The organism is Sinobacterium caligoides (genome assembly GCF_003752585.1).
GTDB classification, from domain to species: domain Bacteria; phylum Pseudomonadota; class Gammaproteobacteria; order Pseudomonadales; family Sinobacteriaceae; genus Sinobacterium; species Sinobacterium caligoides.
In genome coordinates this window covers 715,937-738,288 of sequence record NZ_RKHR01000004.1, presented here as the reverse complement: position 1 = coordinate 738,288, position 22,352 = coordinate 715,937, and the positions used below count along the sequence as shown (strand labels likewise).

22 protein-coding genes and 1 tRNA gene are annotated in these 22,352 nt (G+C 51.8%); 13 read left to right on the top strand and 10 right to left on the bottom strand.

Going from position 1 to position 22,352, the window contains the following annotated elements; genetic code table 11:
* Positions 1–85: 85 nt before the first annotated feature.
* The 10 genes from EDC56_RS10015 to EDC56_RS09975 all read right to left on the bottom strand — a co-directional run bounded on the left by EDC56_RS10015 (position 86) and on the right by EDC56_RS09975 (position 10,571).
* Positions 86–162: transfer RNA gene (locus EDC56_RS10015), tRNA-Asp, on the bottom strand.
* A 96-nt stretch (positions 163–258) separates the two neighbouring features.
* The gene (locus tag EDC56_RS10010) at positions 259–987 is read right to left on the bottom strand and encodes an AsmA family protein (RefSeq protein ID WP_162844143.1); all 729 of its coding nucleotides are present in this window, start codon (positions 985–987) and stop codon (positions 259–261) included.
* A 410-nt stretch (positions 988–1,397) separates the two neighbouring features.
* Positions 1,398–3,134, bottom strand: a complete 1,737-nt coding sequence (gene aceK / locus EDC56_RS10005; protein ID WP_245980675.1) for a bifunctional isocitrate dehydrogenase kinase/phosphatase — start codon at positions 3,132–3,134, stop codon at positions 1,398–1,400.
* Positions 3,135–3,227: 93 nt separating this feature from the next.
* Positions 3,228–4,256: a DUF2804 domain-containing protein gene (locus tag EDC56_RS10000; protein ID WP_123712374.1), complete on the bottom strand. Its 1,029-nt coding sequence runs from the start codon at positions 4,254–4,256 to the stop codon at positions 3,228–3,230.
* A gap of 196 nt (positions 4,257–4,452) precedes the next feature.
* Positions 4,453–4,617 (bottom strand): PA1571 family protein, encoded by a 165-nt coding sequence (locus tag EDC56_RS19595; protein WP_162844142.1) that lies wholly within the window; start codon positions 4,615–4,617, stop codon positions 4,453–4,455.
* A 315-nt stretch (positions 4,618–4,932) separates the two neighbouring features.
* Positions 4,933–5,412 (bottom strand): acyl-CoA thioesterase, encoded by a 480-nt coding sequence (locus EDC56_RS09995; RefSeq protein WP_123712373.1) that lies wholly within the window; start codon positions 5,410–5,412, stop codon positions 4,933–4,935.
* Between the two features lie 160 nt (positions 5,413–5,572).
* The gene (locus EDC56_RS09990; protein ID WP_123712372.1) at positions 5,573–7,027 is read right to left on the bottom strand and encodes a DEAD/DEAH box helicase; all 1,455 of its coding nucleotides are present in this window, start codon (positions 7,025–7,027) and stop codon (positions 5,573–5,575) included.
* Positions 7,028–7,239: 212 nt separating this feature from the next.
* Complete coding sequence (locus tag EDC56_RS09985; protein WP_123712371.1) at positions 7,240–8,622, bottom strand: YecA/YgfB family protein; 1,383 nt, start codon at positions 8,620–8,622, stop codon at positions 7,240–7,242.
* A 126-nt stretch (positions 8,623–8,748) separates the two neighbouring features.
* Complete coding sequence (locus EDC56_RS09980) at positions 8,749–9,525, bottom strand: 4'-phosphopantetheinyl transferase family protein (RefSeq protein ID WP_123712370.1); 777 nt, start codon at positions 9,523–9,525, stop codon at positions 8,749–8,751.
* Positions 9,510–10,571, bottom strand: coding sequence for a methyltransferase (locus tag EDC56_RS09975; RefSeq protein ID WP_211333640.1), 1,062 nt, complete (start codon positions 10,569–10,571; stop codon positions 9,510–9,512). The genes EDC56_RS09980 and EDC56_RS09975 overlap by 16 nt, the downstream gene beginning before the upstream one ends.
* Positions 10,572–10,791: 220 nt before the next feature.
* Between EDC56_RS09975 and EDC56_RS09970 the strand changes: the two genes are divergently transcribed.
* From EDC56_RS09970 to EDC56_RS09910, 13 genes are all read left to right on the top strand, one after another.
* A complete protein-coding gene (locus EDC56_RS09970; protein ID WP_123712368.1) occupies positions 10,792–11,484 on the top strand; it encodes a beta-ketoacyl synthase chain length factor in 693 nt (230 codons plus the stop codon).
* Entirely contained in the window at positions 11,474–12,280 is an 807-nt protein-coding gene (locus EDC56_RS09965) for a lysophospholipid acyltransferase family protein (protein ID WP_162844141.1), read from the top strand. Before EDC56_RS09970 ends, EDC56_RS09965 begins: the two co-directional genes overlap by 11 nt.
* Before the next feature lie 12 nt (positions 12,281–12,292).
* Positions 12,293–12,547 carry a phosphopantetheine-binding protein gene (locus EDC56_RS09960; RefSeq protein WP_123712366.1) on the top strand — a complete coding sequence of 85 codons (255 nt, stop codon included), beginning with the start codon at positions 12,293–12,295 and terminating at the stop codon, positions 12,545–12,547.
* 1 nt (position 12,548) lies between these two features.
* Complete coding sequence (locus EDC56_RS09955; RefSeq protein ID WP_123712365.1) at positions 12,549–12,794, top strand: acyl carrier protein; 246 nt, start codon at positions 12,549–12,551, stop codon at positions 12,792–12,794.
* A gap of 8 nt (positions 12,795–12,802) precedes the next feature.
* A complete protein-coding gene (locus EDC56_RS09950) occupies positions 12,803–13,375 on the top strand; it encodes a COG4648 family protein (RefSeq protein WP_211333639.1) in 573 nt (190 codons plus the stop codon).
* A gap of 71 nt (positions 13,376–13,446) precedes the next feature.
* Positions 13,447–14,814: an AMP-binding protein gene (locus EDC56_RS09945; RefSeq protein WP_123712363.1), complete on the top strand. Its 1,368-nt coding sequence runs from the start codon at positions 13,447–13,449 to the stop codon at positions 14,812–14,814.
* Positions 14,815–15,165 (top strand): ApeI family dehydratase, encoded by a 351-nt coding sequence (locus tag EDC56_RS09940; RefSeq protein WP_123712362.1) that lies wholly within the window; start codon positions 14,815–14,817, stop codon positions 15,163–15,165.
* Complete coding sequence (locus tag EDC56_RS09935) at positions 15,162–16,856, top strand: glycosyltransferase family 2 protein (protein WP_123712361.1); 1,695 nt, start codon at positions 15,162–15,164, stop codon at positions 16,854–16,856. Before EDC56_RS09940 ends, EDC56_RS09935 begins: the two co-directional genes overlap by 4 nt.
* Positions 16,849–18,384 carry an HAL/PAL/TAL family ammonia-lyase gene (locus tag EDC56_RS09930; RefSeq protein ID WP_123712360.1) on the top strand — a complete coding sequence of 512 codons (1,536 nt, stop codon included), beginning with the start codon at positions 16,849–16,851 and terminating at the stop codon, positions 18,382–18,384. The genes EDC56_RS09935 and EDC56_RS09930 overlap by 8 nt, the downstream gene beginning before the upstream one ends.
* A 2-nt stretch (positions 18,385–18,386) precedes the next feature.
* Positions 18,387–18,806, top strand: a complete 420-nt coding sequence (locus tag EDC56_RS09925; protein ID WP_123712359.1) for an acyl-CoA thioesterase — start codon at positions 18,387–18,389, stop codon at positions 18,804–18,806.
* Positions 18,806–19,453, top strand: a complete 648-nt coding sequence (locus EDC56_RS09920) for an outer membrane lipoprotein carrier protein LolA (RefSeq protein WP_123712358.1) — start codon at positions 18,806–18,808, stop codon at positions 19,451–19,453. Before EDC56_RS09925 ends, EDC56_RS09920 begins: the two co-directional genes overlap by 1 nt.
* Positions 19,446–21,788, top strand: a complete 2,343-nt coding sequence (locus EDC56_RS09915; RefSeq protein ID WP_123712357.1) for an MMPL family transporter — start codon at positions 19,446–19,448, stop codon at positions 21,786–21,788. The genes EDC56_RS09920 and EDC56_RS09915 overlap by 8 nt, the downstream gene beginning before the upstream one ends.
* Entirely contained in the window at positions 21,788–22,351 is a 564-nt protein-coding gene (locus EDC56_RS09910) for a DUF3261 domain-containing protein (protein ID WP_123712356.1), read from the top strand. The genes EDC56_RS09915 and EDC56_RS09910 overlap by 1 nt, the downstream gene beginning before the upstream one ends.
* Position 22,352 lies beyond the last annotated feature (1 nt).

Here is a 22,352-nt window from a genome sequence, read left to right as displayed (position 1 = left end):
GCAATGCGCTGAATAAAGTTAGTCGATGCTGCTGCATGCGATAACTGTAGACAGTTAAGTTGACTCTTCGCGTGCCATAAAAATATGGCGGGCCGGACGGGACTCGAACCCGCGACCTCCGGCGTGACAGGCCGGCATTCTAACCAGCTGAACTACCGGCCCTCTGCGAAAGTGGGCGCATTATAGACACGCAGCCTAGGTGCTGACAAGCCCCTAGACTGCTTTTTTTTATATAAGTGTTCTTCGTAACGATTAATATTAGTTTTCGGAGGCGCGCAGGCGAAGTCGCTGCGCAGCTTGCTGGCGTATACGCTCTCTGAAAGCGGGGTTGCGGATCAGTGCGGCAGCGAGCTCTAGTTGTAGGCGAGCGATCACTTGCGCTGCGATAGCGCCAGCGGGTTGGCCATTTTTACCGCCAAGCTCGAAGAGCTCAAGGGGCGGTAATTTCAGCTCTAGTGTCTCACTTCCTATCTCTGGGCTGTGTGCGGAGACCGTGACGTCGGTGAGAGTCAAATGATCAACCAATAATTTTTGCTGCCCGGCAGAGTGAGCTGTGTTTTCTTGCATAGGCTGCTCATCAGAGAAGAAGTCTTGGTGTGGCAGTTGAGCCAAGAGGCTCGTGATGTTGCTACGCTTACCGGTTTTTAGATAATGAACATGCACGCCTGATAATGCTATGTTATCAACGAAAATCGGTTCCCGATAAAGTTGATTGAGCCTTAGTTCGATTGTGGCCTGGGTGATCTGCAGTAACGGTTGATTGCCGAAGCCCTCAGGGCTTTCTATGATGATCTTATTGAACTGCAGTGTGTTGCAGCTCAGGCATAACTCAAGGCTAGCAATGCTGACGTCTGTACTTAGTAGCTGTGTGGCTTGCTGCGTCAGTAATGGGCGTAGTGTTTTATTGGGGGCCAGCAGACAAACACTGATGACGAGAATAACGAGTCCAGCTAAGGCAAGTATTGTACGAATTAAAAGTTTTATCATGATGATGCTGCGAAGCCTTTTGGTAAAGTTTGCGTAACCATAGCGAAGACCGAGTGCTGAGAGCAACATAGAAAGGTATGTGAAGCGTTTTGAGCTTGTGTAGGAGGGGAAGTCTAGCTTGTGGACTAAATGCGACGAGACATGTAGCTGTTTGATAAATCAAGAATGATTCATTAATGCTGACAGGGAGTCGCTTAGGCCGGGATGATGGCGTTAACATCTATAATAAAGTGTTCTAATAGGCGATCTATATAATCCTTCGGGGTTGTGAATAGTTTCTCTGAGTTGTAATAACTATCCACCATTTCTGTTGATAAGTCTGTGTGTAGGTGCTGATTATATGGCTTAACTTAGCCTGAGGTATGGCCGTGAACAAATTGATTACTTTTTCGACATAACAGGTTTACCTGTTAGGTACTTGGCTTTCTGTCGCGGATAAAGCGGCGGTTACGACGATAGGGGAAGACATCCATGAATTGTCCCTGTTGGATATTTTTCTGTAGCTCTAACCAGAACTCAACACTGTAGAGGTCGCTGTGTAATTGGTCGAAGGCTTGTCGAGCCTTGCGGTTACCTGCGAAAAACAGACCGAACTCTTCGGGAAAAATATCGAACTCTCCGACGGAGTACCAAGGGGTCGAAGCCATCTCTTGCTCGGGAGTCATCGGTGCGGGAATACTGCGGAAATGGCAGTCGGTGATGTGGCAAATTTCATCGTAATCATAAAATACCACACGGCCGTGGCGGGTGACGCCAAAGTTTTTTAGTAGCATGTCACCGGGGAATATATTAGCGGCCGCAAGCTCTTTGATAGCGTTACCGTATTCATCCATCACACTCCAAAGCTGTTGATCGTTTGCATCGCGAAGATAGAGGTTCAGCGGTGTCATACGGCGCTCGGTGTAGAGGTGCTTGATAATGATGTCGCCATCTTCCTCGGAGAGCAGTGATGGTGCGTCTTGATAAAGCTCGGCGAGTAGCTCATCGCTGAAACGGTGTTTGGGGATACGAAGGTGCTTAAACTCTTGTGTGTCGGCCATGCGCCCAACCCGGTCGCTGCGTGTGACTAAGCGATATTTTTCACGAACGATATCGGCAGTGACCTCCTTTGGCGGGGTGAACTTATCTTTGATGAGTTTAAAGACAATGTCGAGAGAGGGGAGGGTAAACACGGCCATGACCATACCTTTGATACCTGGAGCAACGACAAACTGGTCGTCAGAGCTGGCAAGGTGGTCGATGAAATCGCGGTAGAACTCTGTCTTTGCATGCTTGCGGAAACCAATACAGCTGTAGAGCTCAGAGATGCGCTTCTGCGGCATCAGCCCGTGTAGGAAAGAGACGATTTGTGATGGCACTTGCGAGTCGACCATAAAATACCAGCGGGTGAAGCTGAAGATGACGCTGACCTCATCGGGGGCGAAGATGAGGGTGTCGATGCGCAGGCCGCGTTCTGGTGCGTTGACGATGGGTAGTACGAAGGGGATCGGAGCGGTATCGTCGTTGAGTATTCGTCCGACTAAGTAGGCGCCCTTGTTACGGAAGAACACCGGGTTTAAAACGTCGACGCGAATATTGTGGTGATCACCAATAATTTGGGGAGTGATGTTTTCGATAGCGCTGCGTGTGGCTGCACGAATGTCTCGGTCTAAGTCTTCGTAAGCGACATCGAAGGGGTAGTCGTCGATGATCTTGCGTATCATGTTGGGGACGTTGCTGAAGGTGTTATAGCTACGGTAAACCGGAAAGTCGGTGCTGGGGTCGACGGCCATCTTTGAAGATAAAACAAAAGCTTCATTATCGCTAATATGACGATGTTTAAAGATGGAACAGTAGATGGAGTTGAAGAAGGATTCGGCAATTTCGTAGTTGATGTGGTGGCTGATTAAGGTGAGATAGTCACGCTTGGCCTGCCGCCACAGTAGACCCTCATCGACGCGCTCACCGGCCAAAGTGCGGAGTAGCTCGGTCAGCTGGGCAATCTTTGCCTTGTAAATTTCTAGGCGGCTTTTCTGCGCAGAGTGGACGGCGAGCCAGTCAGCCTGCTCGAAGCGTGCCTTGGCACCCAGCGTGACATTTTGAAAGTCGGCGAACATGGCCTCGAAGCTGTTCAGGATTGTGCGTGCGAGATATACCGAGGTTGTCATGTTGGTCGCCATCATTTTTTATCGAATGTAGTCACAGTACACATACCGAGAGTATGGAGCAAGCCGTGTGCGGTCACGTGTTTGTTTGTTATTTTACCAGCGAGAGAAATGGTCTTCGGTGATTCCTAGGGTCTCGTTGAGTTTCAGCTCGCGCTTATCCGGAGAGCGGATGGTGCCGTTGAAATAGCCGATAAACTGGCGAAAGTTGTTTTTCAGCAATAGCAGGTTGAGTTTCTCACTGCGGTTGTTGAGCGGGGTGAAGTGTAGGTCAACCTGGCCGTTATCGCTGTAGATGTGCCAGCTATTGTCGCTTCTACTACTGTGTCGAGGAAAGTCGAAGCGTACGGGGGGGAGGTAGTGTCTCTCACCGTCGAGCCAGAAGGCATTCTCGCAGCAGCCGGTTTCATTGACGCCGGCGGCAAGGTTGAGGCCCAGTAACCCGTCTTGGGTGCTAGCGTTGACGCTGGCCCAGCGCCAGCTAGTTTCGCGGCGCATATAACCCGCGGAAAAGTCATAGCTGGCCAGTGCGCATTCTAAGGGAATAGCGTGATGGTTGACCTTGAGTGTACCGGATACTTTCAGTGCGTTGTGTTTTTGTGTGTAGGTCCAGCCGCTGTAGCCGGTAGGGCTGCACATGGCGAGGGGCAGGCTGCCGCAAGGTTGCAGGAGGCTGAGATCAGCCTGAATGTTCGCGGTGTCGATGATGACTCGCCATTGGCCATCGTCAATATCGAAGTGGATGGATGAGCCAGATGTTCCTATGTGTGCCGAGCCCTGTCTAGGCGACGGCGTCATTTGATAGCCGATACCCATGGGGCGAAGCCAACTCTGCTCAACTAGTTGGTTGTTGCTGAGATCGTAGAGATAACAGAAAGCCGTGCCGATATAGCGTATGTCCGCAACCGCTAAGCCAATGAGGAAATCGCCGGTGTTGATGCAAACAAACTGGAACTGCTTGTAATGGAAATATTTGCTGATTGCGCCAGCGGGTTTGTCCATGGCATCGGTATAGGCAAAGCGATCGATACCTAAGTTTGCGATGGGGGCATCAAAGAAGCCAAAGAGGGGGTTTCCCGACGAGTCGATGAGGCTGTCTGGCGCTTTTTGCGTTTTGTTATGCATGCTGGGTGTCGTTATTATTTATACGTTTCGATTATCTTATCGTGACGTTATAAACAATGAAAGCAGTGCCAACATAGATAGTGTCTATGGGGAGGGATTATTGCAGCGGTTGTTCGTGGCGATTGCGTGAGCAGGAGCAACACTGTATCTAGGGAGGGCGATACAGTGTTAGTTTTGCTGATAAGTAAGCAGGGCTTTAACGGGCTTGGCTATTTTGCTTGTCGGCAGCGATAAGCTTGTTGCAGGCGTCGTCTATCATCGCGCTGGTGATCCTAACTTCATTGCCGTGCTGATCAATAACAGTAGCGCGATAGATAAAGTTTTCATCAAGTTTTTCGTAGTTCTGTTGCTGTATTCCCATGATGATTTCCCCGATCAATTATTGTAATTATTACGACAAATACTCAACGGTATTGACAGAGAGGTCGAGGCTTAATGTTGTTGTTATTCGCTCGTCTCAATGTGGTTTCATCTTGCTATGAAATGATTTCTGGGACAAGAGTTTCACGATGAAAAAACGGTCGACGTAACCGTTTTTGAATAAATGAGTAAATTTCGGTCAGATGGTGTGCTGAAAGCTAATATGATGATACTAACGGTAACGTGATGGCCAGGTGAGCTATGGGGAGATACTTTTACAGCGGAGAAAGGGCCCTGTCGGGCCTGGTAAAGGGCGTTACTTATCCCTGAATATTTCCATCTCTTCGTTAATGGTTTGACGCATAGCCATTAACTTGATCGCCGTCTCGTGTTGCTTGATATCTTCTTCGGTCTCAGGCACCCAGGTTGGGACTTTGATTTTCTCGCCACTCTCATCGACGGCGACCATAATAACGATGCACTGAGTGGTTTGGCGTTTGTTCAGAGACTTCGGGTCGCAGGCATTGACCTCGATGGCAATGTGCATTGAGGAATTACCGGTATGGATTACCTTGGCTTCCACCTCGACTAAGTTGCCCACATGGATGGGAGCGATGAAGCGGATGCCGCCGGCATAGGCGGTGACACAGTAGCGGCCGCTCCAGCCTGCGGAACAGGCATAGGCGGCTAGGTCGATCCACTTCATTACGGCACCGCCGTGCACCTTGCCGCCAAAATTGACATCTTGTGGCTCGGCTAAGAATCTTAGCGTAATACTGCGTTGTGGTGTATCCATGATTAAGTGCCTTATTCAGTGGGAGGGCTTGGCGGCATTAAGCTGCAATGCTGTGTGCCAGCGGGCCTATCGGCTCTCTGTACTCTATCGAACCTGGAAAGTTTAGCCTTAAAGGGCAGCTCTTATTAGGAGCTTCTTAAGGCTAAATGAAGAGCGGCTGTTAACGATTACCGCTTGGGCTGTTGTCAGACCGGCTGCTACTCTGATTGCCGCCGCCCTGGGGGCGACGACGTTTTTGGCCGTTACGATTACCGGGGCGGTTCTGCTGGGCTCGTGAGGGGCGTTTGCCTTCGCCTGACTCGCCATCGCTACTGTTACCGCGTCGGTCACTGCCTCTCTGGCCGCCATCACTGCGTTCATTGGCGTGACGGGAGCGTTGGTTGCTGCTGCCGGTACTGCGTTGGCCGTCGTGATGCTCTCTGGGTGTCCTGGCCTTCTTGGGCTTTTTTTGTCTGCGGCTGAGGTTGGTCTCGGCGACCTCCTGTACCGGCTTGAAACCGTCGATAATATGCCGTTCTAGGTGGCGCTTGAGCAGGCGCTCGATATCGCTGAGCTGCTGCTCTTCGTCGTTAGAAACAAGAGAGACGGCACAGCCGCTGGCACCAGCACGGCCTGTACGGCCGATGCGATGAACATAATCTTCGGCAACGTTGGGTAGATCGAAGTTGACGACCTGTGGCAGTTGGTCAATGTCGATGCCGCGGGCGGCGATGTCGGTGGCCACCAGGACTCTGACTTTGCCGTATTTGAAACCGGCCAGTGCCTTGGTGCGGGCTGCCTGGCTCTTGTTGCCGTGGATGGGAGCGGAGCTAATGCCGGCTTCCTCTAGCGTCTTACTGATGCGGTTGGCACCATGCTTAGTGCGCGAGAAGACCAGTACTTGCTGCCATTCATTATCAAGAATTAGCTTGATCAGCAGTCGTGTCTTCTGTTTTTTATCCACAGGGTAGATACACTGTTCAACACGGTCGGCGGTGCTGTTGGGAGCAGCGACAGAGACCTCGACAGGATCGTTGACTAAACCGCGTGCAAGGTTGCGGATGTCGTCAGAGAAGGTGGCGGAAAACAATAGGTTTTGTCGGCGCTTCGGCAGTACGGCGAGTATCTTTTTGATGTCGTGAATAAAGCCCATATCGAGCATGCGATCGGCCTCATCGAGGACCAGGATCTCAAGTTGATCAAAGCGTACCGCTTTCTGGTTGTAGAGGTCGAGTAGACGGCCTGGAGTGGCGATGAGTATGTCGACACCGCGCCGAAGCTTCATCATCTGCGGATTGATCTTGACGCCGCCGAAGACGACGGTTGAGCGTAGCGTTAGGTTGGCACCGTACTGTTCGACGTTTTCGGCAATTTGTGCCGCTAGCTCACGAGTCGGGGTCAGGATTAGCGCTCGAACTTGGTTGGGATTGGCGCTAGTGCCTGTGGATAGCTTTTCTAGGATCGGCAGGGTGAACCCTGCCGTTTTCCCCGTACCGGTCTGTGCCGCGGCCATGACATCTCGTCCCTCTAGTACGGCAGGGATGGCCGCAGCTTGGATCGGGGATGGGGTGTCGTAGCCCTGTTTGGCAACGGCCTTCAGGATAGGGGCCGAAAGGCCCAGGTCGGCAAAGCTCATAGATTATCTCGTGATTGCGCGGAAATAGAGCCGCCAGTTTTGGCGGGCGTGCATCTTACCCGAATTAGCACGCAAGTACCATGGACTAGCTTCAGAGGTACTTAACCTGCGCTTGGTTACAAGTGCGGGTCTTAATAGAGTCTAGCCGAATCGGGGCGGAGCGTAATGGCTCAATACGGAGCAGGGACGATCCCCGTATTGAGTTGCGGTGATTACTTTTTTAGCAACCAGGGGATGGAACCTGCAGCTTTGCGCCAGGTGGATTGGGTCTCGAAGCAGTAAATCATTGCTTCATCCCTGTCGCCGCGGGTGAATTGTTGTGGGATCTGTTTCGCCACTTTGTTGCGGCCGCTGAGATATTTTGCCACGTATTTGTTGCTCTTGATTGCCGCCTTTTTTAGCTTTCGGCTATCGCTGTTATTGCCGTGACGCATGAAGCTCAGCAGTGTGCGGCTGTAATTAAAAAAGGCGCTGTCATCATCGGGGTAGCGACCGAGGAGTTGCTCGGCCTTGTCGATGGCTTGCTGGCCGAGGTAGAGGTTGATCAATGAGTAGCGGTTGGCGTGTTGATCGTCGTTGTTGAGGCTGAGGCAGCGCTCGTATGTGGCAATGCCTTCTTCAATTTGCTTGTCCATGATATAGGCATTGGCCAGACTGCTAAGGGCTTCAAGGTAATCTAGGCTCTGTGTTTGGCTGCCAAAATTGCCGCTGTGTTGGTCGAAGAAGGCATCGCCGAGATTCTTCTCGCCGGTGATCACTGCGACGCGTAGCTTGGTGATGTAGTCGGTGACGTTTTTGGCGGTGTAGCGCGCTAGTAAAAGCAGTGTGTCTACGCGTTCAGGATCGATAGCCAACGCTTCGGTGGCCAACTCGACGACTTCGGCGCTGCTGCTCGCCTGGGCTGCGCGCGCGAGTAACTTGTCGACGGCATCGAGGCCTTCGTCGGTGTTTTCGACCGATTGGTTCTCCGCCGTAGTGCTCTGACCTTGTCGTTGTACGGCGTGCGCCGCGTACTGTTTGATGACCGTAGTGAGTTGTTGGCGAGTCTCGTAGGCGAAGCGGGCGAAGTCTTCGGCCTTATTATCCTTAGCGCTTTGTGCTGCGGCTTCACGGTTGCCGAAGAAGGTGAGATAGCTCCACAGTGAAAGCAGCTCTTGTTTCAGCTCCGCGTCACTGTCGGCGAAGCTGCGCCAGCTCTCTATGTTCGCCTGCAGGGCGAGGGTGAATCCCGCCGACCACTCGTGCAGGGCGCTACCGGCGAGGAAATTACTCTCGATATCATCTTTCTTAAAACTGCAGTTGGCAGGTAGCTTGTATTCGGCGTTATTAACTTCTTGCTGGGTGTGCCGCATCAGTTGGTCGATGAGGGGGAGAATCGTCTGGTCTTTGTCGGCGAAGCTGGGCATCTCGCCAGCGAAGATCGCGGGTAGCCATTGTTCGCTAGGGGTGCTCTGCGGACAAGCGCAGACGGCAAAGAGATAGCCTTTCAAACCGTTCAGACTGAGGCTGCCGCTGGGTGCACGTTTTGAACGGAGGTAAGCGCCCAGCTGGCGGGCCTCTGTTGCGTTAAGTTTTGTGACACTGGATTCTGACATGACACCCTCTGCGTTGGATAAAAAACGCGCAATTCTATCCTAAAGCTTATGGTGGTTGTAGCCTATGTGCAGGCTTTTAGAGGAAGTGTTGAAAATATTGATGTATTCGAAATTGTGAGCTGGTTACTAGTAATTGCATGGGGTTGTTGGTAGCAGTCTTAGCGTGCTGACGGGGAGCTGCCGCTGTTCGATGTAATCGAGAACGAGGTTACTGGGGGGCGTTGAATAATCACCAAGCAGGCAGAGGCTGATGGGATTGCTGTCGATTTCGCTCTGGTACAGGTAGCCGGGAAGGTGTGAGTATGCCTCAGGAGGCGTGCTGTTGATGAAGTAGAGTCGCTGTAAGGTGCTCAATAAATCGTCACCGCCGCCAGCTTTCAAGTAGGCTTCTTTAGCGGTCCACAATCGATAGAATAGCGGAGTATGGTTTACTTGCTGTTTGAGCCAGCGCTGCTCTTCGGGGTGGAAGAACTGCTCCGCTAGGGCAATAGTGTCCCTCTCCTGAAGCACCTCGATATCGACACCAATATCGGCATCTGTTAGTAGGCCGCAGCTGGCGATAACGTGGTCACCGCTATGGCTAATCGTTAGTTTTGCTTTGGGATGGCTGATGACCTCGGGCTTGCCTTGAGCGGCGATGTTGATTGTCGGGGGTGATGTAGAGGTGGCCTGTTGCAGTGTGTTTTTCACGAGTCGGCGGGCCAGCCAGCGACCGGCGAGAAACTGGCGGCGTGGAGATGCACGCTTTGTGTGGTCGCCTCTAGCTGTTGTGCGAATGCCTTGGGCTCGCTGCCGCTCGGCGGGGCTGCAGCCGTTGAGTAGCTCCTGGTCGGTCAGCGACTCAATTTGCGAGAGTCGCAGTAGCCAGGTGTCGATATGCGGTCGCACTACACGCGCTGGCATTTTAATAGGGTGTGGCCCAGTCCGATTTGATCGACTTCTTCGACGACCTTCAGGCCGGCCTGATGAATCAGCTCGATCATTTTCTTGGAATGATAGAAGTGGCTGTTGCCGTTAGCCAGTACAGTGAAGTAGAGCGAGGTACAGTTGAGGCTAAGTGCGGCGGCCTCATATTGTTGGCGATCCCAGAATAGCTCTAAGATGTAGATGGCGGCCTGTTCTGTCATCGCGCTGGCGACACGACTGAGAATGCTAACGATCTCGTCGTCGCTGAAGCAGTCGAGAAACTGGCTCATCCAGTAGATATCGGCTCCGCCGGGGATGGTGCGGGTGGGGTCGAGTAAATCGGTGGCATGTCCGAGGATACGATCTTGAAGGCCTTTATCGAGGGCGTTTTTCTTTGCTAGAGCTATTTGCTCAGGAAGGTCGATGATGGTGATCTCAACCTGCTCGTCATAGCGCACGCATTGTTCAGCCCAGCGGCCGGTGTTACCACCGAGGTCGTAGATTTTCTTCGGTTGGCTGGCAAAGACGAGCGGCAGCAATTCAGGGAAGGCCTGATCGGAATAGAAGTGGTCAAAGCGAAACCAGCTTTTCTGTTGCTGCGCCGTCAGCAGAGAGAGAGCCGGGTAGATGGTTTCCCATTCGCCCAGCTCACAAAGGCCGGCGGGACGGCCTTCGGTGATTGCTGTCTGAAGATGGTCCATGCCGCGGTAGCAAATGTCCTGGGTGAAGTCCATATTCACCTGCGTCATGGTGTCGTGCAGCATAAAATAGCCGGCCTTGGTGAGTGTATAGAGGTCGTCACGGAGGTAGACAAGCTTGGCGCTTAAGCCGACATCCAGGAGAACGGAGACGCCGTAAATAGTGAGTCGACACTGCTCGGCAATCTGCTCGATGCTGGCGCTGCGTTTTGGCGCCTTGTCTAGAGTGGTCAAGATACCGAGATCTCTCATTGCTCGGGCGGCCTGAAAGAGAATGGGGCCAAAGGCTAGCCACTGGCTATGAGATTTCGCTTCTAACGCCGTCATCGTATCGGAATCGTACAACTGAGACTCTCCTCGTGTAGGGGGAATAGGTGGAATGGTGGGAATAGGGGGAACGCAGCGAACTAAGCTAGCAATGAATTGTTTTGCAAGCAATGATTCCTGACGCGCTAACATAAATAAGCGTTACTTTCTGAGAAGTTTGTGCAAAAAGAGCATGGATTGATTACAATTCCCGCCCGGTATTTAGATCGTTAATAAAAGTTGAGTGCGAAAGAATACGATGAAAGTGGCCCTATCAATAGCGGACTGGTTCGCACTCTCTACAGAATGTGATGATCGCAACGCCTGGCGACAGAAGTTTTCCCTGCCGACTCGGGAAGAGGGTGAGGTGGTCATACTGCCTGCAATGATGCGGCGACGAATGTCCGGCTTGACTAAGCTGACCTTGCGCTGCTCGCTGAGTCTGGCGCAGCGAGCAGAACATATCGATTATGCCGTCTTTGCCAGCCGCCATGGCGAGTTGCAGCGTACGGGAGGCTTGTTGCAGAGCCTAGCAGATGATGATCTATTATCGCCGATGGGGTTTGCCCAATCTGTGCATAACACGGCGGCAGGCTTGCATACGATTATTAGTCAGCAGAAACTTCCGATTAGTTCGATGGCGGCAGGTAAGCAAAGCTTTGCTCAAGCTTGGCTAGAGGCGTTTATTTATCTACGTCAACACCCTCATGCGACGGTTTTATTGCAGTATTTTGATGAGCCAGTCCCTGAGAAGTTATCAGCATTTTGTCGGCAGCCAGGGGAGGCGTTAGCGCTCGGTCTATTGGTAAAAGCGTCGCCAGCGATGGAATCGCCGTCGCTGCCCTACCGTAACGACGAGGACCTTCCAGAAGTGATACGGCAGTTGTTGCTGACGGGGGAAGCGGGGGTTTTTAGTGTTGAGGTGTGTCCGGGGAATGAAAATGCCTGTTAATGCGTCCTTCAGCGCTGTCTGCTCATATGCTAGTCGGTTGTGGCGTCTCTGTGGCACAGCGGTAAGTTTCGCCTGTTTTGGTTTGGGTGGGCTGTTTTTGGCCTTGTTTATACTGCCTGTTGCACGTTTGAGTAGTTCTTCGCACGGCATCAATCGAGCGCGCCGTTGCATTCAGCTGGCATTCAGAGCCTTTGTTGGCATGATGCGCTTGTTGGGTGTGATTGAGGTGCGCTGGCAGGGGCTCGAGAAGCTACGTCAACAGCGTGGTGTGATGGTCATCGGTAATCACCCGTCGTTAATTGATTATGTCCTGATCGCCTCGCAACTTCCTAACTGTAATTGCATCGTTAAGCGCCAACTGTGGTCGAATCCATTTCTCGGTGGTGTGGTGCGTGCAGCGGGCTATATCGCGAATGACGAGGGGGTGACGATGGTGGAGGCGTGTCGCCGGACGCTCTCGGCAGGTGATAACTTACTGATCTTTCCCGAGGGAACGCGTTCGCGAGAAGGCGAGGCGATGACCCTACAGCGTGGGGCAGGCAATGTCGCGATGCGGGTGCAGCCGCAGATTGTGTTGTGCCATATCACCGTTGTGCCTCGAATGTTGGCGAAAACCGACCCCTGGTATTATGTTCCTAAAACTAAGTCTACGTTTAATGTTAGAATAGGTGAAACCTTAGATGTCTCGGCGTTGGTCGACCCGCAGGCCCCGTTAACCGTTGGGGCGAGGCAGTTAACACGACAGTTCGCCGAGCATTTGCAGCGTGGTATTGCGCCGGGTGTGACCGATAAATAATGTAGGTATTAGATGCAACAGCTTGAAGAAGAAATTAAAGCACTGATCATTGAGTGTTTGAACCTGGAAGATATTGAAGTTAGTGATATCGACAGTCAGGAAATGTTATTTGGTGATGGGCTAGGGTTAGACTCTATTGATGCGCTAGAGCTGGGCTTGGCGCTGAAGAAAAAGTACAACATTGTATTGAATGCTGATGATGCAGAAAGTCGCAAGCATTTTGCCAGTGTGCATAGTCTAGCTCAATTAATTACAGCGAGTAACTAACGTGACCGAGCAAGAGATATTTGAAAAGCTACGGGCCATCATGGTCGAATTATTCGAAGTTGATGCCGATGACGTTACTCTAGAGAGCTCGTTGTACGAAGACCTTGATCTCGACAGTATTGATGCGGTCGACCTGGTTGTACAGCTGCAGAATATTACGGGTAAAAAAATTCAACCGGAAGCGTTTAAACAAGTGCGTACGGTTGCCGATGTGGTCGAGGCCATCAAGGCGTTACTGGCAGAGTGATGCGAGTTGTGTTGTCGATCGTAGGAGCAGTGTTTATCTTGCTCTATCCGCTAGCTATTTATTTTGGTCTACAGCACGGGAGTATTGAACGGGTGGCCTTGGTGCTGGCCGTTTTATTTTCGGCTCGGCTGCTAATGTTGCGGTTAGATCGGTCTGTTGATAACACCACCTCGCCGTTATTATCCGTCATGGTGTTGGCCGCAGGCCTAGGAGCGAGTCTTGCGTTACTCGGCTACCTGTTTAATGACAGTGTGTTTTTCCGCTATTACCCGGTGCTGGTCAACGGGTTGATGGCGGCGGTGTTTATCCACAGCTTGAGACATGGCCCTCCTATTATTGAGCGCTTGGCACGCCTACATGAGGCTGAGTTACCTGAGAGTGGTGTTGTCTATACCCGTGCCGTTACTAAGGTTTGGGTTGTCTTCTTTGCGATTAATGGCGCGGTTGCTCTTTATACTGCGCTATGGGCTAGTCTGTCGGTTTGGACGCTATATAACGGCTTGCTCAGCTATTTATTAATGGGCACGTTGTTTGTCTGCGAGTGGCTGGTCCGGGGCTGGTATCGCCGAACGCACGATTAAGCTTTGCGGTCTTCTAGGTTTCGTTGTCCCCCCCCTATTTGGTGAGTTCTTTACAGAGTAATCAGAACACTATGAATATTGTTAGCCGTTGGTTAATGGGTTTGCTTTCCCGTCCAGCAGAACAAGCGATCGCCACAGACGCTGAGGGCGGTCAGTTTTGTTATGACGAGTTATGGCCGCAAGTGGTGCAGCTTATTCAACAGCAGCGCCAGACAGTGACGGCAGGGCGCTGGCTGGTGAGTTGTGATGATAGTGTAAATTTTTTAGTGGCGTTGTTAGCTGTGACGATAGATACAGGGACGCTGGTCTTGCCGGTCAATGCGAGTCAAGGTGGTATTGATGAGCTGAAACCTGAAATTGATGGTGTTATCACCGACCAAGCATTACGGGGGGGCGTGACGTTGCAGCTGCCGATGCTTGCGGGCGGCAGTTACTCGACGAGCGTCGCTTGGCTGCGGAGCCTGTTGGCTGAAAGAGTGGAGGCGCCGCCACTGCGGTTGTTTACCTCTGGCTCTACCGGTAAGCCGAAACCTATCGATAAACCTTTAGCGTTATTATTGTACGAGGTTGAGGATTTGGAGCTGCTGTGGGGCGGTTTGTTGGCAGACCGTGCGGTTGTTAGCACGGTCAGCGCTCAGCACGTCTATGGTTTGCTTTTTCGTTTGCTGTGGCCGCTGACTGCTGGTCGTGTTTTTCATCGTCATAATGTCAATTACCCGGAGCAGCTGCAGACTTGTGGTAATGGACACGTTTTGGTATCGAGCCCGGCCCTGCTGTCTCGCCTGCAGGGCGGGGTGAGTGAGCAAGGCTTCACTTGCGTGTTTAGCTCAGGCGGGCCTCTCGCGAAGGGAGCTAGTGATCAAGCGCTGGTAGCATTAGGCACGCGTCCGGTAGAGGTGTTTGGTAGTAGTGAGACGGGCGGTATCGCTTGGCGTCAGAGTGATGTTGAGGGGAAGCCGTGGCGCTGCTTTGCGGGCCTGACAGTCGCTAGAGCAGAAGATGGACGACTCCTATTGAACTCGCCCTATCTTGCCGAAGAGGATAACCCGCGCCTGCTAGATGATTTGATCGAGTTAGTCGATGATCGGCATTTTAAGCATTGTGGGCGTAGTGATAGTGTGGTGAAAATTGCCGAGAAACGGGTCTCGTTACTCGATATCAATCATCGATTGAATGCTTTAGAGCAGGTTGAGCAGGCATACAGTATTGCCTTATTAGAGGGGGAGCGCGATGAGGTCGTTGCTGTGCTCGTGTTGAGTCAGCAAGGGCGTGAGCAGTTGGCTAAGGCAGGCAAAAATTTGTTGGCTCGAGCCCTGCGTGCGGCCCTGCGTGAGCATTTAGAACCTGCGATTATCCCACGACGTTTTCGCTATCTGGCGTCATTGCCGTACAATAGCCAAGGCAAACTATCTAAACAGTTTTTAATAGACCTATTTTAAATGATTAATCAATTACCTACGGTGATCTCGTGCGACGAGGTCGATGGCGGTGTAGTCCTTGCTCTAGCCATCGATATGGATATTCCCTGCGTGCAGGGGCATTTCCCGGATATTAGTGTCGTTCCCGGTGTTGCTCAGGTGGACTGGGTGATGCAGCTGGCGAGGCGACAACTTGCCTTGCAAGGTCGTTTTGCCGGTATGGATGCGATCAAGTTCCAGCAGTTATTGCGTCCCGGTATGCATTGTCAATTGACGCTAGAGTGGCTTGAGGCGAAGCGACAGCTGCGTTTTCGATATGTTGATGGTGATGCCGTGTTTAGCAGTGGCCGTATTCACTTGGCAGCGTCATGAGCGCTGATTACGCCGGCTACTGTGTCGTTATCCCAATTTATAATCATGGCTCGACGATAGCGGCGACCGTGGATGCGGTACTGGCGTTTGATTTGTCGGTCATTATCGTCGATGACGGCTCTAGTGAGCCGACGCGAGTGGTATTAGCTGAGCTGAATGCGCGTCATCAACGCGTTAAACTGTTAACCCTAGTGGAAAACAGCGGCAAAGGTGCAGCGGTAATGACAGGGCTTCGCCATGCGCGCAGTCTGGGTTATAGCCATGCGATACAGATAGATGCCGATGGTCAGCATGATAGCGATGACGTTCCGCGATTGATTGAAATGTCGCAGCAGCACCCTGGGCAGGTCGTGTCAGGACGACCTATCTATGACGAGTCGGTGCCGAAGAGTCGGCTCTACGGCCGTTATATTACCCATGTTTGGGTGTGGATAGAGACACTCTCCCTTGCTCTGAAAGATACCATGTGTGGTTTTCGGGTCTATCCCTTGCCCGCGATAGAACTGTTGCTTGATACTCAGCGCTTAGGTAGTCGGATGGATTTCGACACCGAGGTGTTAGTGAAACTCTATTGGCAGGGCGTCGATACGGTCTTTATGCCTACGCGAGTAACCTACCCTGAAGATGGCCTTTCTCATTTTGATGTCGTGCGTGACAACATTCAGGTGAGTCGAATGCATACCCGGCTGTTTTTTGGCATGTTACCGCGTCTGCCTTACCTACTATGGCGCAGGCGTTCTGAGACGAGCCATGTGGAGGAAACCCAGCACTGGTCGCGTATGGCGGAACGCGGTAGCGCCTGGGGAATACGCATGATGCTGGGCTTGTATAATCTGTTTGGCCGCAAAGTGTTTTCCTACTTTTTGAAGCCTGTGATGGGGTATTATTACTTAACCTCAAAGACTGCACGCAGTGCGTCGAAAGACTATATAGCGCAATTACAACGTTATGACCCTGGGCAGGGAGCGCTCAGTAGTTTCGACCACTTTCTCGCATTCGGTGAGGCTATGCTTGATAAGTTAGCGGCATGGTCAGGCAAGCTTAGTTTTTACGAAGTCGATATTATGACGCCGTTGGTGCGAGATGAAATTTTAGCGCATGTGGATAGGAAAGAGGGCTTGTTGTTGCTGGGCTCGCACCTCGGGAATATAGAGGTGTGCCGCGCTCTGTCGGAGAATCATCGGGGAGCAGTGGTGAATGCGGTTGTCTTTACCGAGCATGCAGAGAGTTTTAATAATGTACTAAAGAAGGTTAATGCGAACTCAAGCGTCAACCTGTTGCCAGTGAGTGATATCGGCCCAGAGACAATTATTTTGTTGAAGCAGAAGGTCGATGCAGGTGAGTGGGTGGTGATTGTGGGAGATCGCACCTCGACAACGAAGGCATCGAGGATGGTTTGGCAGTCCTTTCTGGGTAAGCCTGCCCCGTTTGCCCAGGGACCGTTTATATTGGCCTCGTTATTGGCCTGTCCTGTCTATCTGATGTTCGGTTTAAAGCAGGGAGAGCGCTATCAGTTGAGCTTTGAGCGTTTTGCCGACCCTCTAGTATTACCTAGAGCGACGCGCCAGCAAGCGTTGAGTGAAGCTGCCGCACGCTATGCGGCGAGATTAGAACACCATTGCCGGCAAGCCCCGTTGCAATGGTTTAACTTTTTTGATTTTTGGAAATTGAGTAACAGTAAAGATGACTGAGCAGATATGTTTTGGTGCAGGGCGAATCACCATTGAAAATATTGTCGCGTTAGCCCAAGGTAAGTTCGAGCCAAAGTTAAATACTGCGCCCGAGTTTGAGCAAAAGATTTCTCAAGGAGTCCGTTTTCTTGAGCGCCTGCTGGACGAGGATGGTGTCATCTACGGTGTGACGACGGGCTATGGTGACTCCTGTGTCGTCGAGGTGCCGCTTTCCTTGGTACATGAGCTGCCTATTCATCTGTCGCGTTTTCACGGCTGCGGTATGGGGGCTGATCTTAGTCTCGAGCAGTCTCGGGCTGTCATCGCGACACGGCTGGCTTCGCTGACACAGGGGTATTCTGGCGTCAGCATGGAGTTGCTGGAACTATTAGTCGCGCTATTAGTGGAGAACCTTCCGCCGCGAATTCCCAGTGAAGGCTCGGTAGGTGCTAGCGGTGACCTGACGCCGCTCAGTTACTTGGCGGCAGTGCTGATCGGTGAGCGAGAGGTTTGGCACGGTGGACGCTGGCAGCCGACTCAGCAGGCATTCTCTGATAAGGGCTTGAAACCGTTGACGCTACGCCCTAAAGAGGCGTTGGCAATTATGAACGGCACTGCGGTAATGACAGGCTTGGCGGCACTGGCGTATAGCCGCGCCGATTATCTATCAAAGCTTTGTTCTCGGATCACCGCGATGGCATGTATCGGCCTGCAGGGTAATGCTTTTCATTTCGATGAGAAGCTATTCGAGGCCAAGCCTCATCCGGGCCAACAGCAGATAGCCAAGCGCATTCGTGAAGATATTCACACCGAAGAGCTGCCGCGTAATAGTAGCCGGTTACAGGATCGCTATTCGATTCGCTGTGCGCCACATGTGATTGGCGTGTTGGAGGATAGTCTACCCTGGTTTCGCTCGATGATTGAAAACGAAATTAACAGCGCCAACGATAATCCGCTTATCGATGGTCCAGGTGAGCATGTGATGCACGGTGGCCACTTCTATGGTGGTCATATTGCGATGGCGATGGATAGCATGAAAACAGCCGTTGCTAACCTAGCTGACTTGCTTGATCGGCAGATGGCGCTATTAATGGATACCCGTTACAACAATGGCCTGCCGTCGAACCTGAGTGGTTCTGAACCAGCACGAGCGATGATTAATCACGGCATGAAGGCGGTGCAGATCGGCGCGAGTGCTTGGACGGCAGAGGCACTTAAGGGCACCATGCCGGCCAGCGTGTTCTCGCGCTCGACGGAGTGCCATAACCAAGACAAGGTGTCGATGGGCACCATCTCCACCAGAGATTGTCTAAGGGTGTTAGAGCTAACAGAGCAGGTTGCTGCGGCTCAGCTGTTGGCGGTCAGGCAGGCTTTTGAATTGCGAATAAACCAGGGCGAGCTTGATGAATCACAGCTGACCGTAGAGGTGAGAGACTTCTATCATCAGCTACGTGTTCAGCACGAACTCATCACGGAGGATCGCCCATTAGAGTATGAGCTGAAACAGCTGGCTGAGCAGATTGAGCAGCAGCACTGGGAGCTTTACTAGCGATGAAAAAACGCAGTGCCGAAGTCGTCATTAAAGTGCCTTTTCACGATACTGACCCTATGGGGGTGGTGTGGCATGGCAATTACTTTCGTTACTTTGAAGTAGCTCGTTGTGAGCTGCTCGACTCGATCGGTTACAATTATCGCTCGATGACGGACTCTGGTTATACTTGGCCGGTCGTTGATACACGGGTGAAGTATATTCGCTCGGCGGTCTTTGAGCAGTCACTGCGTGTGTTAGCGACGCTGGATGAGTACGAGAATCGTTTGAAGCTGAGTTATTTAGTCAGTGATGCGGAGAGTGGTGAGGTGATTACGAAGGGCTACACCATTCAGGTTGCGGTGAATAATGCGACCAGCGAGATGTGTTTTCGTTCGCCTAAGGTGCTGTTTGAGCGTCTCGGTCTAGAGGAGCTCTATTGATGTTGCGGTTATTAGTACTATGGTTGGCGTTAGCCGTCCTATCGGCTTCGGTGCAAGCTAACGATAACGAGGCTGCTCAGCCTGGTTTGGCGCAGGTCTCTGCGCGGCTGGCGAGTCAGCTGCCATTGGCAGGACACTTTCAACAGACGCGCTGGATCGCGATGCTGTCGAAACCACTTATTACCGAGGGCGAATTCTACGTTGCTCAGGATGGGCGTTTTTATTGGCATCAACAGATACCTTTTGAGAATAAGCTCTGTATACGTGACGACAACATGAAAGAGCAGTTGGGTGAAGGCGAGATAAAAACACAGGCGGCGGCACAAAACCCCATGATGTTTAATATTCTTGAGTTATTCTCCGCCATCATGGTGGGGGATATGGCGACTTTGGAAAAGAGTTTTAGTCCCCGTTTTGAAACCTTAGAAAAAGCTGATTGGCGGTTGCGTCTAATCCCTAAACAGGCACCGCTGAACGCTATATTTACCGATATTGTTGTCGAGGGTGATGATCAGTCGATGCGTCGTTTGGCGTTGCACGAGGTGCGAGGCGATAAGAGTATTATTGAGTTTAGTCAGCTCGTTCACAGTAATAAATTGATCGCAGAGCAGTGGCCGCCGGCGGTATTGGGTTGGTGTGATGAGTAAGATGAGGCTGTGGTTGGCAGTGGTGGCTACGACGCTGCTGGTCTTGATCGTACTCTGTGTAAGAGGCCTGCCTATCGAGGGCAACTTATTTGCGTTACTGCCTCAAGATCAGGATAGCGCGGTCATTAACAAGGCAATAGACCACTACAACGACAACGTGACGCCAGAGGCTGTGATGATTGTCTCCGGTGATAGCTTGGAGCAGGCCGAGGCAGCAGCAGCTGCTTATCGACAATCGTTGATGAAAACCCCCTGGTTTGAGCAGATACAATTGACTTGGTCGATCGATCAGCAGGTGAGTAACTATGAGTTTTGGTACCCCTATCGAGGCTTATTGCTGACACCGGAGCAGCGAGAGTCACTGCGTGACGGGCGCTTTAAAGAAATGGCGCAGTCGGCGGTTGCCAAGACTTACTCTGGTTTTACGGGGGTGGGTGGCAGAGAGTTAGAAGGAGACCCCTTTCTGTTGTTCAGAGATTTCATTCAATCTTCCTATCAGGGGGGAGGAAGGATTCGTTGGAATGATGGTTATTTGACTGCGCACTATGACAATAAATATTGGGTGTTGATGCGCGCGCACATGGCGGCGGCACCCTCGCTATTAAACTCAACGCAGGCGCTGGATGATATTGATGCCGCCGTTGCCGAGGTGGCTGGACGCTATCCTGCTAATCAATTAAGCATGAGTGGTCTGTTCTTTTACACCGCTACGGGGATGGCGGCGGGGCAGCACGATATTAGTCGTATCGGGGTAGGCTCTTTACTGGGTATTATCTTGTTAATGCTAGTGGCGTTTAGGTCGTTGATGCCGATAGCCTGTGGCTTAGTTGCCATCGCTGTCGGTTTTGTTATGGCATTAACGGTGACGGTATTAGTGTTTGGCCAGATTCATATCTTTGCTCTGGTATTCGGCACGGGAATTATTGGTGTGTCGATTGACTACGCGTTCCATTACTTCGCCGATCGCCAGTGTGGGGATGAGCATTGGCAGCCCCAGCGTGCGATGCGCGGCATCTATCCCGCAATTAGCTTGGCATTACTGACGAGTGCTTTGGCTTATTTCTCATTAGTGCTTACGCCCCTACCAGGGATCAAGCAGATGGCGATATTTGCCGTAGTGGGTCTGGTTAGCGCCTGGGTGACGGTCGTTTGTTGTTTTCCTTATTGGGTGACTCAGCCGAGCAGCAGCGGAGTGCCATTTAAGCGCTTGTTACTAGGATGGTTGCGTTGGTGTGGTTTTGTCGCTCAGCTTCGACACTGGCTATGGTTGATGCCTGCCTTAGCGGTGGTTGTTATTACCGTGTTTCCGGGCTGGCATGTTAATGATGACGTACGTGCGTTGCAGAGTCCGTCGTTAGAGTTACGCCAGCAGGAGAAAGTGATTGCTGCTGCTACAGGTAGCCGTATCTCTACTATGTTCTTTTTGGTTGCAGGAGAGAGCACGGAAGAGATGTTGCAGCGCAACGAACTTGCCGTTGCAGCGCTGCTGAAACTAAAGCAGCAGGGAAAATTGCAGGGCTTTCGTGCGCTACCGGTGCCCTCGCAAATGAGTCAGCAAGAGAATTATCAATTACAACAGCAGCTCTATGCCGCAGAATCTACTTCTGTAATGGATCAGTTAGGCCTTGAAAGTTTGAGAGTGTCGCGGAGTAATGCACCGGTCTTGCTGCAGAGTTGGTTGGCGCACCCTAATTCGGAGAGCTGGCGTCAGTTGTGGTTGTCGGACGAGGAATTGGCACGTGGTGAGACGGTATACAGCGTCATTCAGTTATACGGTGTCGACAATAAAACTTGGTTAGAGTATGTCGATAGTGATATTGACGGGGTGACGCTGATTGATCGAGCGGGCTCGCTGTCAGATATGTTGCATCGTGTACGCACCTTAGTGACAGGGCTGCTCTGTGTGGCTTATGCCATTGTGATGGTGGTGTTAGCGGGGCGCTATGGGCTTTCACGTTTGCCGCAACTGATGCTAGCGCCAGTGGCTTCTTCGACGATTGCTTTGGCGTGTTTAGTCATATTGGGTGTTGAAGTGAATGCCTTTACAATTCTCGCGCTGATACTGGTGCTGGGGATCGGCATTGACTACACACTATTTTTTGCTGAGACGAAGAAGCTGGAGCTGTCGACGTTGGTGGCAACAACGTTGGCGGCGATAACGACATTATTGTCTTTTGGATTGTTAGCCTTAAGCAGTACGGCTGCGATCAGTCACTTCGGCTTAACGGTAGCGCTGGGTATTGTTGTTGCCTGGCTATTTTCGCCAATGGCGGCCAAGCAGATTAGCCCTGCGGTCGTTAATCGCTCGCAATCTCAGCAGGGGCAGGACGCTTGATGAGTTGTAGGTTTTTTGCCACAGGCTTGCTGCTTTTGTTACTTGCCTCTTGTGCAACAGAGTCGCGTTTGCCTGCGAATTTGCCGTTACCTGAGCCCTCTGCCGCGGCACTGACGGCGAGCTTTAGTCAACTAATTACTGCAAGTTACGATGGGCGCGAGCAGCCTTTGTTGGCACAGCTGGAGTTGAGTCCGGAAAAACTAGTGGTAGTCATTATGCACCCGAGCGGGGTGCGTCTACTGTCCGCCAGTTACGATGGCGAAAAGATTGTAACCAGTAGTCTGCCGCTGCCGGGTGTTCCTGTTACACCGGAGCGAGTCCTGAACGATATCATGATGGCTTACTGGCCGGCGACGAGCTGGCAGCCATTGTTGCTTCCGCGTAAGCAGTACTTGGTTGATACCAAGGATCAGCGTAAGCTCTTGACCCGTGAAGGCGAGCTCATTTATCAGATCGACTACCAAGGCAAAGCTACCGATCCCTGGTACCGCACGTTAACATTGCACAATCTTCGCTATGGTTATCAGTTGCAAATCACCCCACTTGATAACGCAAAGAAATGAA